Source organism: Paenibacillus sp. J31R109 (assembly GCF_059692055.1).
In genome coordinates this window covers 112,430-126,186 of sequence record NZ_JCAUAR010000017.1, presented here as the reverse complement: position 1 = coordinate 126,186, position 13,757 = coordinate 112,430, and the positions used below count along the sequence as shown (strand labels likewise).

General features: G+C 46.6%; 14 protein-coding genes. 4 read left to right on the top strand and 10 right to left on the bottom strand.

Features of this window, described 5'->3' with window-relative positions; all coding sequences use genetic code 11:
- Positions 1-126 precede the first annotated feature (126 nt).
- On the top strand, positions 127-1,074 hold the full coding sequence (gene uvsE, locus AC58QT_RS29470; protein ID WP_497412084.1) for a UV DNA damage repair endonuclease UvsE: 948 nt from the start codon (positions 127-129) through the stop codon (positions 1,072-1,074).
- A gap of 28 nt (positions 1,075-1,102) precedes the next feature.
- Here uvsE and AC58QT_RS29465 read toward each other — a convergent pair whose 3' ends face one another.
- Positions 1,103-1,960 (bottom strand): YihY/virulence factor BrkB family protein, encoded by an 858-nt coding sequence (locus tag AC58QT_RS29465; protein WP_497412083.1) that lies wholly within the window; start codon positions 1,958-1,960, stop codon positions 1,103-1,105.
- Positions 1,961-2,051: 91 nt separating this feature from the next.
- Here AC58QT_RS29465 and AC58QT_RS29460 point away from each other — a divergent pair, with 91 nt between their 5' ends.
- Positions 2,052-4,397 carry a UvrD-helicase domain-containing protein gene (locus tag AC58QT_RS29460; RefSeq protein ID WP_497412082.1) on the top strand — a complete coding sequence of 782 codons (2,346 nt, stop codon included), beginning with the start codon at positions 2,052-2,054 and terminating at the stop codon, positions 4,395-4,397.
- Between the two features lie 90 nt (positions 4,398-4,487).
- On the opposite strand, the gene tpx is transcribed toward AC58QT_RS29460, so the two are convergent.
- The 3 genes from tpx to trxB are packed head-to-tail and all read right to left on the bottom strand — an operon-like array spanning position 4,488 to position 6,332.
- A complete protein-coding gene (gene tpx / locus AC58QT_RS29455) occupies positions 4,488-5,018 on the bottom strand; it encodes a thiol peroxidase (protein ID WP_310501674.1) in 531 nt (176 codons plus the stop codon).
- A 35-nt stretch (positions 5,019-5,053) separates the two neighbouring features.
- Positions 5,054-5,365, bottom strand: coding sequence for a thioredoxin (gene trxA, locus AC58QT_RS29450; RefSeq protein ID WP_497412081.1), 312 nt, complete (start codon positions 5,363-5,365; stop codon positions 5,054-5,056).
- Positions 5,355-6,332, bottom strand: a complete 978-nt coding sequence (trxB, locus tag AC58QT_RS29445) for a thioredoxin-disulfide reductase (RefSeq protein WP_497412080.1) — start codon at positions 6,330-6,332, stop codon at positions 5,355-5,357. The genes trxA and trxB overlap by 11 nt, the downstream gene beginning before the upstream one ends.
- 261 nt (positions 6,333-6,593) lie before the next feature.
- Between trxB and AC58QT_RS29440 the strand changes: the two genes are divergently transcribed.
- Entirely contained in the window at positions 6,594-7,511 is a 918-nt protein-coding gene (locus AC58QT_RS29440; RefSeq protein WP_497412079.1) for a peptidyl-prolyl cis-trans isomerase, read from the top strand.
- Positions 7,512-7,718: 207 nt separating this feature from the next.
- On the opposite strand, the gene pdaA is transcribed toward AC58QT_RS29440, so the two are convergent.
- From pdaA to AC58QT_RS29420, 4 genes are all read right to left on the bottom strand, one after another.
- The gene (pdaA, locus tag AC58QT_RS29435) at positions 7,719-8,483 is read right to left on the bottom strand and encodes a delta-lactam-biosynthetic de-N-acetylase (protein ID WP_497412114.1); all 765 of its coding nucleotides are present in this window, start codon (positions 8,481-8,483) and stop codon (positions 7,719-7,721) included.
- 117 nt (positions 8,484-8,600) lie between these two features.
- A complete protein-coding gene (locus tag AC58QT_RS29430) occupies positions 8,601-9,722 on the bottom strand; it encodes an HD-GYP domain-containing protein (RefSeq protein ID WP_497412078.1) in 1,122 nt (373 codons plus the stop codon).
- Positions 9,719-10,141, bottom strand: a complete 423-nt coding sequence (locus AC58QT_RS29425; RefSeq protein WP_497412077.1) for a response regulator — start codon at positions 10,139-10,141, stop codon at positions 9,719-9,721. Before AC58QT_RS29425 ends, AC58QT_RS29430 begins: the two co-directional genes overlap by 4 nt.
- Positions 10,134-11,684, bottom strand: coding sequence for a sensor histidine kinase (locus tag AC58QT_RS29420; protein WP_497412076.1), 1,551 nt, complete (start codon positions 11,682-11,684; stop codon positions 10,134-10,136). Before AC58QT_RS29420 ends, AC58QT_RS29425 begins: the two co-directional genes overlap by 8 nt.
- A gap of 156 nt (positions 11,685-11,840) precedes the next feature.
- Here AC58QT_RS29420 and AC58QT_RS29415 point away from each other — a divergent pair, with 156 nt between their 5' ends.
- Complete coding sequence (locus tag AC58QT_RS29415) at positions 11,841-12,485, top strand: LuxR C-terminal-related transcriptional regulator (RefSeq protein WP_497412075.1); 645 nt, start codon at positions 11,841-11,843, stop codon at positions 12,483-12,485.
- Positions 12,486-12,525: 40 nt separating this feature from the next.
- Here AC58QT_RS29415 and lepB read toward each other — a convergent pair whose 3' ends face one another.
- Together lepB and AC58QT_RS29405 are read right to left on the bottom strand one after the other, a co-directional pair.
- Positions 12,526-13,083: a signal peptidase I gene (lepB, locus tag AC58QT_RS29410; RefSeq protein WP_497412074.1), complete on the bottom strand. Its 558-nt coding sequence runs from the start codon at positions 13,081-13,083 to the stop codon at positions 12,526-12,528.
- Between the two features lie 35 nt (positions 13,084-13,118).
- Positions 13,119-13,706, bottom strand: a complete 588-nt coding sequence (locus tag AC58QT_RS29405) for a hypothetical protein (protein WP_497412073.1) — start codon at positions 13,704-13,706, stop codon at positions 13,119-13,121.
- Positions 13,707-13,757 lie beyond the last annotated feature (51 nt).

The following is a 13,757-nucleotide window of genomic DNA, read 5'->3' as shown; positions in this document are numbered from 1 at the left end:
TTTCCAGTCCTGTTCGAGCCTGTTTGCTTCCTGTTGGCACCAAGATGAAAATTTGTGAGAAAGCTAGCTAGAAAAAGGGGTACACTAGAGTAATCCTTAACTAACGAGCAACGGAGGGCGCACGGCGTGATTATTCGACTTGGATTTGTTTCAACCGCAATGGCGATTTTTAATAACACACCTAGCTCGACGTTTACATACAAGCTTTTTTCGGAGCGGCCGCGCGAGGAGGCCATGCAGCGGGCTATTGACGTTGGCCGCAAAAACCTCCAAGCCACACAGCGCATCCTTTACTACAATGCTGCTCACGGCATTCGATTGTTTAGGTTGTCATCCGCGCTGATCCCACTGGCTACACATCCGGATGTGCGGATTGATATTGCCGCGGAGTATGCGGATGAGCTCCGCAAGCTCGGTGACTTCGCCAAGGAGCACGATATTCGGCTCAGCATGCACCCTAACCAGTTCACGTTGCTGAACGGAAGCGATAAAGTGGTCGATGCGGCCATTGATGACCTGAATTATCATGCAGCCATTTTAGATGGCATGGGAATGGACGAAGCCGGCATCATTAACATTCACGTCGGCGGTGTGTATGGCGATAAAGAAGCTGCGACGCAGAAGCTCTTCGACAACGCACCGAAGGTGCCCGAGCATGCCATGAAACGGTTGACGTTCGAGAATGATGACAAAACGTACACCTTAGAAGAGACACTCGCCGTTAGCCAGAAGCTGCAGCGCCCATGCATGCTGGACTTACACCATGACTGGTGCAATCCCTCGGCTCTATCTCCCATCGAGCTGCTTCCCCAGATTGCACAAACATGGGGCGATCTGCCGATGAAGATTCATGTCTCTTCACCCAAAAGCGAGAAGGAATTCCGTTCTCATGCTGACTACATCGAGCCAGAGATGTTGACTGCTTTTCTGAAAAGCTGCAAAGAGATCGATCTTCCTCGCGTTGACGTCATGATAGAAGCGAAAGTGAAGGATTTGGCGCTGTTCCGCCTAGCGGAGCAGCTTGGCAAAATTCGCGGCGTTAAGCGGTTGGAAGGCGGCGTTTTGAGCTGGTAAGTAGAAAAAGAACCGATTTCTGAAGATCTCAGAGTCGGTTCTTTTTCGTCGTATCCAGCGTCGCAGCATTCGCCATATTAATATTTTTCACATGTCGCAAAGCATTAATTTCGCCACCGATAATGATGATAAGCGCAGAAATGTAAAACCAGGTCATCAGCACGATTACCCCGCCGATACTGCCATAAGTCGCGCTATAGTTCGTGAAGCTATTAACATAGAAGGAGAACCCCAACGACGTACCTTGCCAACCGATGGCTGCAAATAAGGAGCCGGGCAGTACGCTTTTACACGTTAAGCAGGTATTAGGCGCTATGTAGTAAATACCGATGAAAACAATGAATATGATGACAAAATTAATAATCCATCGCAGGTGGTTCCACAGTTCAATATGTCCAGCAGCAATATGCACATGCTCCGCCGTCCAATCCCCAATCCGATGGCCAAAAACGCTGAGCAGCAGCGCCGATATGATTACCACGAGCATGCCTAAAGTAAGCATGACAGCTAGGAAGCGAGAATGGATGAAGCTTTTGCGTGCCGGCAGTCCGTACGCCTTATTCACGGAACGCACGATCGCATTCATCGCTGCGCTAGCACTGACAAGGGCCAAGATTAATCCGAAGGAAAGGGTCCCCCCTCTTTTGACATTGAATAAATTACTGAGCGTTTCCTCTAACCATCCTGCTACCGCACCCGGAATGTACTCTCTGAGCAAGCCAATCACATCGTCGGAGGAAAACGGCAAATACCCCAGTAAACTTATCATAAACAGCAGCAGTGGAAATATGGAGAGCAGAAAGTAGTACGCGCATTCCGCAGCAAGACCTGTGGCATCATGTTCGTTAAACTGTTTCCACAGCAATTTAGCGTAAGATTTAACCATACGGCTATTTTTCCTTTCATACGGCTATAATTGTGATAAAATAGGTAGTTCAGTCTTGCAAGAACATTGTTATGAAACAGGTGGTCGACTCATGAATTCCATGCCTATGTATACAACGCCATTAGGCTTTAAACCAACGACAGATCGTCCCGTGCCCCATGCGAAAATGGCACTTCTTACGAACAGCACGGCGCTCGTGCCGGATACGGATAATGACAGCTATTTTTTCCGTGATCTAGAGGAACACGGTATCCTTCTTAATGAAGCTCAAATCAAGGCAGTTCGCCATTATAAAGGCCCCCTGCTCACGCTGGCTGGCGCTGGTTCGGGGAAAACAACGGTGCTTGTGTGCCGCGTTGCTTATTTACTCCGTGTCCATCAGGTACAGCCTGTAAACCTGCTTTTAATTACATTTTCCAAAAAAGCCGCTGAAGAAATGCGGGAACGCCTCACCACGATGCCAGGTCTACATGCGAGTATGGCTAACGTGATGCAGGTGCGAACGTTTCATGCCTTTTGCCTGCGATTACTGCGAATGAACGGGCTGCAACAGGAAATTCTGAGTGATGGCCGTTTTCAGCAAATTGTGTTCAAGCGGATCATGCTTAGTATGGGCTTGCAGGACACATATCAGCCTGAGGTGCTCATCTCACTGCTTTCCTCCTATAAGATGCAGCTCACGGAGGTCGAAGATCTCCCGGAAGGCACGGAAGAGGAGCAGGAAGTTAAAAAGATTTTCTTACAGTATGAACAATGGAAAATGGAGCAACAGAAGATCGATTTCGATGATATTTTGATCAAAGCGTACCAACTACTCCTCCACAATGCTGACATTTTACGGTCCATGCAGCGGAAATTCACGTATATCAGCGTCGACGAATTCCAAGATACGAATACGGTTCAGTATGAAATCATTAAAATGATTGCAGCCGCACATCAGAATCTAATGGTTGTGGGTGACGATGACCAAACGATTTATTCGTTCAATGGGGCGAGAAATGAATTTATTTTACAATTTCATGAGCAGTATCCTACAGCTACTACCGTTACGCTAGATATTAACTATCGGTCAACGTCGAGCATTGTTGGTCTGGGCAATGCCATCATCAAGCATAATGTGCAGCGGAAATCAAAAACATTACTGGCTACAAAAGAGAGTACCCAAAAGCCGCATTATGTGAAACCGGCAAATAGTGATGACGAGGCGGATTGGTTAATTAGTGATATTCGGCTTAAAGTGGCCGAGGGTGGAAGCCAGTATGGGGATTTCGCGATTTTGTATCGAACAGCAAGCAACAGTCGGGCCATTATTGAGCAACTCATCCTGCATAACCTCCCTTTTGTGGATTATGGCACCAATGATTCGTTCTACGAGCAGTGGATGGTGAAGCCAATTATTGACCATTTGCGGATTGCGCATGAGCGGCGGAATTTCGAAGCCATTGAAGGCGTCCTCCCCTCATTATATATTGGACGAGACCAAGGCATGCGTATTATTCAAGATCAGGAAGCGATTCAGGCGAAAAAGTGGCCTTTAATCCACCTGCTCGGGCTTCCCCAGTTGAAGGATTTTCAGAAAGACAAGCTGAAGGCTCGCATTCGTCTAATCAAAACACTCGTTGAAATGACGCCGCTTGCAGCTATTCAGGCGATTCGTAAGGATTTCTACGATGCGTTCCTAGAGACTAACAAGCGCAGCAAGCTTACGCAGCATCGGGAGATGCTAAAGGAAACATTGGACGAGCTAGAGTCTTCTGCCAAGCGTTTTGATACGGTGGAGCAATTTCTTTATTTTATCCATGAAGTGGCGGAAAAACGCACCGAAATGAGCCGCCTGCCCAAAGAACAATTCGCGGATAAAATCTCGCTGATGACGATTCATAAATCGAAGGGACTAGAGTTCCCGATCGTGTACTTGCTCTGTGCGATTGAAGGCAATATGCCGCATAGCTCGGCACTCGATGCCAACCATTTGGACGATGTCAAAATGGCGGGGGTTGCGGGGCGCGACAAGGGAAACGCCGCGCTCGAGGAAGAACGGCGACTGGCCTACGTCGCCGTGACACGGGCCAAAGGCGAGCTGTTGATCAGCTCGCCGGCGTATTATCGCGGGAAGAAGGCGGAGCCTTCCCGCTTCCTGTTGTCCGCGTTCCCTGGCGCGGACGCAGCCGTTGTGACCAGCCGCAGCAAGCCGGCTGGTGGCGGTGCGGCCGCTAGCGCAGCAGCGGCCGGGCGGTCAGCCACGCGCGGAGCCGTGGCTGGAACTGCCGCGACCGCGACCGAGCGGGTCGCGGCGTGGTTGTGCAGCGCGACCGGCTGCAAAGCCTGGTCGCGGATCTCTTCGCCGCAGGAGGCACGACTCGCGGCGAAGGCGTGCCCGCTCTGCGGCGCGGGCATGGTCAAGGGCAGCCGCGAGATCGCGCTGTCGCGGCGGTAACGATCCGCCCGTTTTCAGCCTTTTCACGGCGGCAAACACAAACCAAAAGAGCAGCAACCCCACAAGGGATCGCTGCTCTTTTTTTCTACCTTACACTAACTCTTTCAACGCACTTAGAGCCGCCTCATAATCAGGGTGATTCTTCATTTCAGTCAAATACTCCACGTAGCGAACAGTATCATCCGCATCTACAATGAAAATCGCGCGTTGATCTAGCTGAATTTCTTTGATAAGCACGCCGTAAGCTTGGCCGAATGAGCGATTTTTGTAGTCAGACAGGGTGATCACTTTATCAATACCCGCCGCGCCACAGAACCGACTTTGAGCGAACGGCAGATCCACTGAAATCGTCAAGATAACGACGTCATCGCCAAGTTTGTCGGCTTCCACGTTGAAGCGGCGCGTCTGGGCATCGCAGGTCCCCGTATCGACAGATGGAACAACAGAGATAAGCTTTATTTTGCCAGCATAATCCGCTAAGCTCACTTCCGTCATCAGATCCTTATTCACTTTAAAATCCGGGGCCTTATCCCCTACTTTAATTTCCGGACCTAACAAAGTAATTGGATTTCCTCCTACAGTAGCTACCCCTGTGCGTTCTTGTACATGTGTTTGTGTCATATGAAATGCCTCCTAAAGTTAGTTGATTAAACGGCTTAAACGGCTGTAATAACTGCTTTTAATTTCTCTTTGCTCTGTACACCAACCATTTGATCGACCAATTGCCCGTCTTTAAAAACAAGCAAAGTCGGAATACTCATCACATTGTATTTCACGGCAGACTCTGGATTATCATCCACATTAATTTTCACAATTTTAGCGCTCTCGCCCACCTCAGCAGCTAATTCATCTAGGATAGGAGCGATCATTTTACAAGGGCCACACCATGGAGCCCAGAAATCGACGAGGACGGTACCTGTCGCTGTTTCATTTTGAAAGGTTGCATCGGAAATTGATTTAACGGACATTGTTCATTCCTCCTTGAAGTACTAGTTCTTGTTCTTGTGAAGCATGTTGTTCCGAAATAAAGCGTTCGGCATCGAGCGCGGCCATACATCCGCTGCCCGCTGAAGTAATGGCTTGGCGGTAGATTCGATCCTGTACATCGCCGCAAGCGAACACCCCTGGGATCGATGTCTGGGACGTACCTGGGATTACTTGCAAGTATCCAAGCTCATCCGTTGGCAGCTGCCCGCCTAAGAAACCCGTGTTCGGGGTATGCCCGATTGCTAAGAAAATACCGTCCGCTTCCAGCAATTCTTCTTCACCTGTCGCGTTATTATGAACTTTCAAGCCAGTCACACCCATTGGTCCCGCAACTACTTCAAGCGGGGTGCGATTCAAGCTCCAAGCTACTTTGTTGTTGCCGCGAGCGTGATCCTGCATGATTTTCGATGCTTTGAGATCATCTCTACGATGTACGACACGCACTTCAGACGCGAATCTCGTCAAGAACTGCGCTTCTTCCATTGCGGTGTCGCCGCCGCCAATGACGATGATCTTTTTGTTCCGGAAGAAGAATCCGTCACAGGTTGCGCAGGTACTTACCCCTTTGCCTATATTGTCAGCCTCGCCAGGTATCCCTAGTTTCTTAGCTGTTGCCCCCGTTGAAATGATCACCGAATCTGCCGTCAATTGTCCCCCGTCCTCGAGGAATAAGGTAAATGGACGTTTCGAGAAATCTACTTCTTTTACACGTCCAGACTGAATCGCAGCCCCGAAACGAAGTGCTTGCTTCCGCATATTGTCCATTAACTCAGGTCCTGTAATCCCATCTGGAAAACCTGGAAAGTTATCTACTTCTGTTGTTGTAGTCAACTGACCACCTGGTTGTATACCCTCTATTACAAGGGGTGTCATGTTCGCTCTTGCTAAATAAATGGCTGCGGTTAATCCCGCAGGACCTGTTCCGATAATGATTGCTTTATGATGCATAGGAATTCCTCCTTGTGGACAATCGCCTGATTAATATCTTTTTTAATTTCACACAAATTAATTTGAAACAAATCTTATGAACACATCATATCAATCGCGCCATTGTTTGTCAACAATTAATTTGTACACAATGTATTTGTGCGGTCTCATCTGTATTAAGCTGGCGTTCAGCTTACACTCATACTCTTTTCAGCTTGGACAGGCATAATGGGATACAGAACAGCACAATACAACAGCCACATCACGAGAGGAAGAATATAAATGAATTCAACAAATAATCGCAAATGGATATGGACATCATCGGTGCTTTTGGTCGGTTTGATCGCTTATGTGTCCGTTTTCCCACCTGTTTCTAAGAGTGAGACTGCTTCTACTAAAGCCGTTGCCAAGGTCAACGGAGTTGAAATCAGTTCGGCCAAGCTGTATGACGCGTTAGTTGCAAGTGGTGGCGCGCAAACGTTGGATTCGATGATTACTGAAGAGCTAATTAGCCAAGAAAGCAAAAAAGCTGGGGTTCAAATCACGGACGCTGATATCACAGCTGAAATTCAAACGATTAAAGACAGCTATGGCACTGAAGATGAGTTTACCCAAGCGCTTACCAACTATGGAATGACCATTGAAGATTTGAAAAAGAACATGCAATCGCAAGTTATGTTGAAAAAGATCTTAGAACCTCAAGTTACCATTACGGATGATGAGATCAAGAAGTATTATGATGAAAACTTAGAGTCGCTAAAAGTACCTGCACAAGTAAAGGCTTCTCATATTTCTGTAGCCACGGAAGCTGAGGCAGAAGCGATCATTGCGAAGTTGAAAGGCGGCGGGGATTTCGCGGCTATTGCGAAGGAAAGCTCCACCGATGCAGCAACGAAGGATAAAGGCGGTGATCTTGGCTATATTTCAGCAGGACAGGGCGATCCCGTTTTTGAAGCGGCAGCATTTGCTTTGGAAACAGGTGGCGTGAGCTCAGCCGTACAAACAGCGTCAGGTTACGATGTGATTAAGGTTACGGATCATAAAGCGGCTTCCACACCTACCCTTGCGGACAAAACGGAATCAATTAAGAAAAGTCTAGTTGATCAAAAGATTTCCACGCTCTCTCAAACCTGGTTAGAACAGAAGAAAACCGAAGCGAAGATTGAAAACAATCTGTCTAGCTTGTTGAAAACAACTTAATTCTAGCTCTAGCTGTACAAAATCCAGTTACTCGGTAGTGGGGGACGTCAGGTTGGATGAGCTGGCTATCTGGCGGGGTAGGCGGAACATCTGGTCACACGAGCAGGACGTCTGGCGAAACGGGCGAGGCTGCATGATAACTGCCTCGCGCCCCCTTTACAAACAAAGAAACCTCCTTAGCTATCTCAGCTAAGGAGGTTTCTTGCATTACGGCGTGCGCAGCTTCATCTCGTCCAAGCTTTTGAACTGGTAGCCCTGCGCCCGAGCGGCGTCAATAATTTTGCCAAGCGCTTCCGTATTGTCACTGGAAACGGAATGCAGCAGAATCACTGCGCCTGGATGCAGCTGGGCCATTACATTTTTGTACGCATACTCCCAGCCCTTCTGTTGCTTGGGCTCCCAGTCGCGATACGCAACAGACCAGAAGACATTTGTGTAGTTAAGTCCTTGACTGACTGACAGCGAACGGTCATTGAAAATGCCCCGCGGCGCGCGCAGATAGTGCATTTCCTTTTGCCCCGTAACCGCGGCGACCTCTTCTTTCACTTGATTGAGCTCTTTCTGAATGCGTTCCGCCGGAATTTGACTCATATCGGGATGACTCCACGAATGGTTGCCGATCAGATGCCCCTCAGCTGCCATGCGCTTCAATAGCTCTGGCTCCGTCCGGATATAGTGGCCTGTCACGAAAAATATAGCAGGTACCTGCTTCTCTTTGAGCACATCCAGGATCCGACCTGTGTAACCTTGTTCATACCCATTATCGAAGGTTAAGTACAATTCCTTTTGCGATTGATCGCCTGTAAAAACAGCCCCGCGCTGCTTCAGCAACCCCTTGAATCCTTCTTGATCAATCGACGGGGGTTGACCATTAACACTCTTTTTGAAACCAAAATGATAAGTACCGTCAGCAGCAGAAGCCATTGTCATTTGCCCCGCGAATAGCGCCAGGGAAAGCATGAGAATTCGCATGATGTTCACGTGGTTGTCTTTCACTCCTTGCCTTATGTGGTGAGTTGTGATGAGTTACAGCCAACTAGGACTGTTACTAATATGCCACACCACGGCAGGAGATTATGTGTACACCGCTTAATCTATCACTTTGCCGAACGCTTCAACGACGTCAGCTCGAAAGGACACATGCGTTAACTTTTTTATCTCAGCTAATGATTCTTTACTTGTGGTCTCCTGCCTGTAGGAACGCGGTGTCGTCAATGCCAGGTACACTTCGACAATACCGAGCATCTGCGAGAGAATTGGAATTTGAGCACCCTCTAGACGATACGGATAGCCTGTTCCATCTATTTTTTCATGGTGATACAGAAAAGCTTTTTCTACTTCTTGAAACTCTGGAATGCCTTCGCATAATTCCCTCGCCATATAGCAGTGTTCCTGTACAACTTCATACTCAAATTCAGATAACTTACCTTCTTTTTCAAACATATAATCCGGTAATTTAACCCGACTCACAAAATGCATAAGCGATAGCAAATCAATCTCCCACTCTTGTACCTTTAGGCCGCCATAAGCATGAACAAGCGCTTTTAGCAAAGCACTCATTTCACCAATTTCTTTGCGGGAAGTTTGTGTCTTCCTCTCCCCAACCGAAATAAATGATTCGAGGATATTAATCACTTGCTGCTTCTGTTTTTGAAAAGAGGCGGCATCTGCGTTGGCTTTGTATTGGTACATGGCAGCTTGAACGATACCTCCCAAAATAATAGCTCCTAAGGCATAAACGCCTTTGGTTGTCGCCATGATAATAGAGGAAGTCTCGCCATATGGGGTAAAGTTAGGCCCTAACATTTGAAAACAAACGAAATACAGCAAGAATAATAACGCGCCATACAGGTAAATCCTATATTCAACTAACAAACTGAGCATGACTGGAAAAAAGATAAGTGCAACCCACATTTGCTGTAAAGTCAATGGATTGTATAAGGTAACCACCACGATTACTAGAAAAATTAGAGCAGGTGCAACCACCTTCGAATACCTGCTGTGTGCTGGCATCATGTGTTGCAGTCCATACATCGCCCAACCAAATAACGTAACCGTCGCAGATGTCATCGTATATACATAGGACTCGCTATTCCGACTTATTAGCCAATAGCATAAACCACTCAACGTACATAGCCCAGCCATACTGCCAATGATAAACATACATAGTTGATGAATCGGTTGTCTACTGAATCGCAGCACGATATTCATAGCCTATTCTCCCCCGTCAAATGCACATGGTTCTCCTTGGGTTGAAATATGGCAGTTCCCCTCATGACTTCATGAATCGAAGCAAGGATTGTCTCCGGACTGGTGTCTTTCATCAAATAACCATCTACCCCCGCCTTATAAGCACGATAGATATCTTCACTTTCATCGAATGCAGTTAAGATGATAATCTTCATATGAGGCAAGCTTTCTTTCAACTTTCTGGAACCCTCTATAATCGATACCCCCGGCATTTTAAGATCAGTCAACAGTAAATCTGGCATGAGGGTCAGCGATTGGGCTACCGCCTCATTACCGTCAGAAGCTTCCCCCATCACTGTAAAAGAACCACATCCTTCAAGTAACATGTGCAACCCAGCTCGTACAATTTGCCGATCATCAGCTATAACCACGCTATACATACGCCAATCTCCTTTCTCGCGGAATATAGGCCGTAATGGTTGTCCCCTTACCCAGTTCCGAGTGAAAAGAAAGCGATCCGTTCAAAGATTTGATACGATTCTCCATGCCTCCAAGTCCGTAGCGCCCCTGCAGGTTTTCTTCAGACACATTCATTCCCATTCCATCATCCCTAATTGTGATCGCCCATTGCACACTTGTGACCTCTATTTGCACATCAATATGCTTGGCTTGCGCATGCTTAATGACGTTATTTGTTGCTTCCTCAACCAGATGATAAATGGCCTCCTCAATCTCAAGCTGTTCGTGTGCAATCCAACCATTTTTCTCAAAAGTTGGTTGCACTTCTGTATGCTCCGTCACTCGATGCAGCAACTTCTCTATCGCATGATGAAGATTAATTTTTCTTTTCTCATCCTTTAGTTCAATGATAAACTGTCTCATCTCACGGTGACTTTCTTTAACCTTTTTTTCAATTTCTACGACATGAGGGAGTATCTCGTCACGTACCCCTGCAGGAAGCGATTGCTTCAACTGAAACAACTGGATAGAGATGAAAAACAATTCCTGCGTGATACCGTCATGAATATTTTGTGCGATTGTATCACGCTCTTTCGCTACAGCCTTCTCAGCTGCGTTCACTAATTCCCCCCTAACAAAGTAATCTGCTTCCAAACGAATCAGAAGAAACCGAATATACATGTGATGTAGGAAAGACAATTCCTCCTTATCCGCATTCACAAGTAACCAACCATACATATTTCCCAAACGATCCCTCAGGGTTTCGATATAAAACGGTAATACCTCGCCTGTCGGAGAAGGCACGTTCGCATACATTTTGTGAGAGGGCGGCATATTTTGTTTCAAATAGTTCAAAAAGTAGGTCTGCCTCCAACTTCGGACTTTTTCCGGCTCTCTCACAGCCGTGAGACACAAGATAACATCGCGGTCATCCAGCACCTTCTTTAGTACGCTTTCCAAATAGGGAACGGCACCTTGATGTTTAGCTGAAGCCGCGTATGGACTAGATGCGTAAATCCTAGCGAGCTTCCTATATTCTTTATGTACAACCTTAACCCCATAATGTACCGTTCCGACACAAAGCATGAAAATGAGGGCAATAACACTATAGTCCAAATGCTTTCTTAGATACACATACATGGATGTCGAAGAAACACTGGAAAATAGAAGTGGAATTAACACCAGATAGCCAAGTATAACGGAATAAAATACACGCCATGTTACATGCCTTTTGATCGTAACCAAGCCTGTGAAGCTGTACACCAGGAATGGACTTGAAGGCCCCCCCGTATGGTTTAACAAATACATACTAAAGCATAGATCCATAACAGTTGCACCTATCCCTATACTCCTAGGCATCTGTCTGGTATGTACAAGGCTATATAGGGTTTGGAAAAGTACAGCCATCAATAGGAACTCTTGGGGAACTAGATGGTCTCGGACGTACAATAAAAGGCCAATAAGCAGCAATGTCCATCTGCAAGCGAGGAATACATATATGCCTGTTCTCTTTTGAAAAAACATGTCCAACTGCTCCTAAGCTTTATGTAATCTTAATGGTATTTCGCCAAAATGTGAGATATAATTGAGAATCGTATGAGGTAATAGTATAAAAGACCTAGGTAAAAAGCACTATAAACAACTATAACATAGTTTAGTTTTCTATAGGAGGTTAACCTTATGATTCGTATCATTATCCTTGATGACCATCCACTTGTCCGACAAGGCATTCGTACTATCGTAGCATCCAGCCCACTCCTGCACGTGCTTGGAGAAGCAAGTACCTCCAGAGAGGCACACTTGCTCCTTGAACAATTCATGCCTGACCTCGTTCTCGTTGATTTAAATTTAGGCAGCGAAAGTGGATTAGACATGATCCAGGAAGCACGCCGTGCGGGGCATACCTGTAAATTCTTGATATTAACTTCATCTATCACACGAAGTGAACTTCTATTAGCCCAGTCCCAACAAATTGAAGGCATCTGCTTGAAAGAAGCTTTTCCTGAGGACCTCTTATATGCGATCGAAGTCGTTGCTCGTGGACGTAAATATTACGATTCTGATTTAATGAGTTCACTGATGGAGGATAACACAGCTGATAGAGATCACTCGATTTCCGAGCTGACCCCCAAAGAACTTGAGGTCCTGCTAGCCCTTGGCAAGGGACGTTCAAACAAAGAAATTGCCAGCACACTATTCATCACAGAATTCACGGTTAAAAAGCATGTGAGTCAAGTATTGGCAAAGCTCGAATTAGCAGATCGCACACAAGCAGCCCTTTATGCTCTCTCCAAGGGATTAGTGCAATTCGAACTTCAACGATAATACGCCAAAGATCCGCCAGGATGACCCGCCGGATCGTTCATTATTTCAGCTTAAGTGGCATCGAAATTCGTTTCATTGGGAATAGAGAAACGGCTGCATATCCCTTCACATCTTTCATTTGAACCTGACCCAGGGATGGATCTCGACTATCCTTACTCTCACCGAAATTCCGATTGTCTCCGATAACAAACAAGTGCCCGCTTGCCACAGTTTGCTCTTTCATATCCTCTGACTTCCCGACGGTATACAATTCAGGCAAAGGATTTCCATTGACGTAAATGATGCCATTTGCAATGAGTACGTGATCACCCGGAACGCCGATCACCCGCTTAATGATGGAAAAGCCTAGCCGCTGATCCTTGATAACTACCACGTCTCCGTATTCAGGTAATGAAAAGAAAAGCGGGATTTTGTTCATGAGCAAGACATTCCCATTGTGTAAGGAGGGATTCATTGAATTGCCCGAAACTTTGGTAAGCCCGATCATATTATTAATTAACATGAAGATAAGTCCTAGGAGCAAAACAAACCGAATCCACCCCCACACTTCACTCCTCTGCCTACTTCTTGCTGGTGTCTCCACGATGATTTCTTCCAACTGTTATTCACCTCTATGACTAAATTAGGCTGTCGTTAGTTTTTGTAAGTAACCTCTACGACCGTACTTGGTTTGGATTGTACGCCGTATACGTCCCCCACAACGGTAGACGGTGGTGGCGGTGGTGGAGCTATGATTATGCTCGGAACTGTAGGCACAAACACAAGATTAGGTGGTACGTAACTGTCCACTAACGCGTCCATTCCCGCCTGAGCACTATCTTGAATCGCTTGAAGCTTGCGTACAATTTGCGCTCTGTCTTGCTCCGAACGTATATTCACTTTGCCTAGTAAATTTTGTGCATACTGTCCCAGTGCTGCCGAGTGCAACCTCTTCTGTTCCTCTGTGAAGGCTTCCAAATTTCTGGATGATGCTTCGAGTCGAAGCTGCAATTCTTTCTTCAACAATTCCTTCTGCGTCTCCGTCTCGGATGTAAGTGAAGCATCCAAGTTCTGCATAACTTGCCCTGTTTTCTTCGTAAACCACGAAGTCATAGAACCCGCTAAATCTGTATCCGCATAGGAAATTCCGGCTGAAGCCGTGATGATAACTGTTAAAGAGACAATTCCAGCAGCGACCTTTCGCTTCGACCAAGTCTGAACCTTCTTATTCCTGCTCTTCATCTTGCCAGCTCCTTCTGTTAAGAGAAGCCAGAGATCCACCAAGGTGAACCT

What these genes read in the sequence shown, in the direction of transcription:
- AC58QT_RS29465 (WP_497412083.1), bottom strand. Translation starts at nt 1,960, where the DNA reads ATGGTTAAATCTTACGCTAAATTGCTGTGGAAACAGTTTAACGAACAT.
- AC58QT_RS29460 (WP_497412082.1), top strand. Translation starts at nt 2,052, where the DNA reads ATGAATTCCATGCCTATGTATACAACGCCATTAGGCTTTAAACCAACG.
- tpx (WP_310501674.1), bottom strand. Translation starts at nt 5,018, where the DNA reads ATGACACAAACACATGTACAAGAACGCACAGGGGTAGCTACTGTAGGA.
- trxA (WP_497412081.1), bottom strand. Translation starts at nt 5,365, where the DNA reads ATGTCCGTTAAATCAATTTCCGATGCAACCTTTCAAAATGAAACAGCG.
- trxB (WP_497412080.1), bottom strand. Translation starts at nt 6,332, where the DNA reads ATGCATCATAAAGCAATCATTATCGGAACAGGTCCTGCGGGATTAACC.
- AC58QT_RS29440 (WP_497412079.1), top strand. Translation starts at nt 6,594, where the DNA reads ATGAATTCAACAAATAATCGCAAATGGATATGGACATCATCGGTGCTT.
- pdaA (WP_497412114.1), bottom strand. Translation starts at nt 8,483, where the DNA reads ATGCGAATTCTCATGCTTTCCCTGGCGCTATTCGCGGGGCAAATGACA.
- AC58QT_RS29430 (WP_497412078.1), bottom strand. Translation starts at nt 9,722, where the DNA reads ATGAATATCGTGCTGCGATTCAGTAGACAACCGATTCATCAACTATGT.
- AC58QT_RS29425 (WP_497412077.1), bottom strand. Translation starts at nt 10,141, where the DNA reads ATGTATAGCGTGGTTATAGCTGATGATCGGCAAATTGTACGAGCTGGG.
- AC58QT_RS29420 (WP_497412076.1), bottom strand. Translation starts at nt 11,684, where the DNA reads ATGTTTTTTCAAAAGAGAACAGGCATATATGTATTCCTCGCTTGCAGA.
- AC58QT_RS29415 (WP_497412075.1), top strand. Translation starts at nt 11,841, where the DNA reads ATGATTCGTATCATTATCCTTGATGACCATCCACTTGTCCGACAAGGC.
- AC58QT_RS29405 (WP_497412073.1), bottom strand. Translation starts at nt 13,706, where the DNA reads ATGAAGAGCAGGAATAAGAAGGTTCAGACTTGGTCGAAGCGAAAGGTC.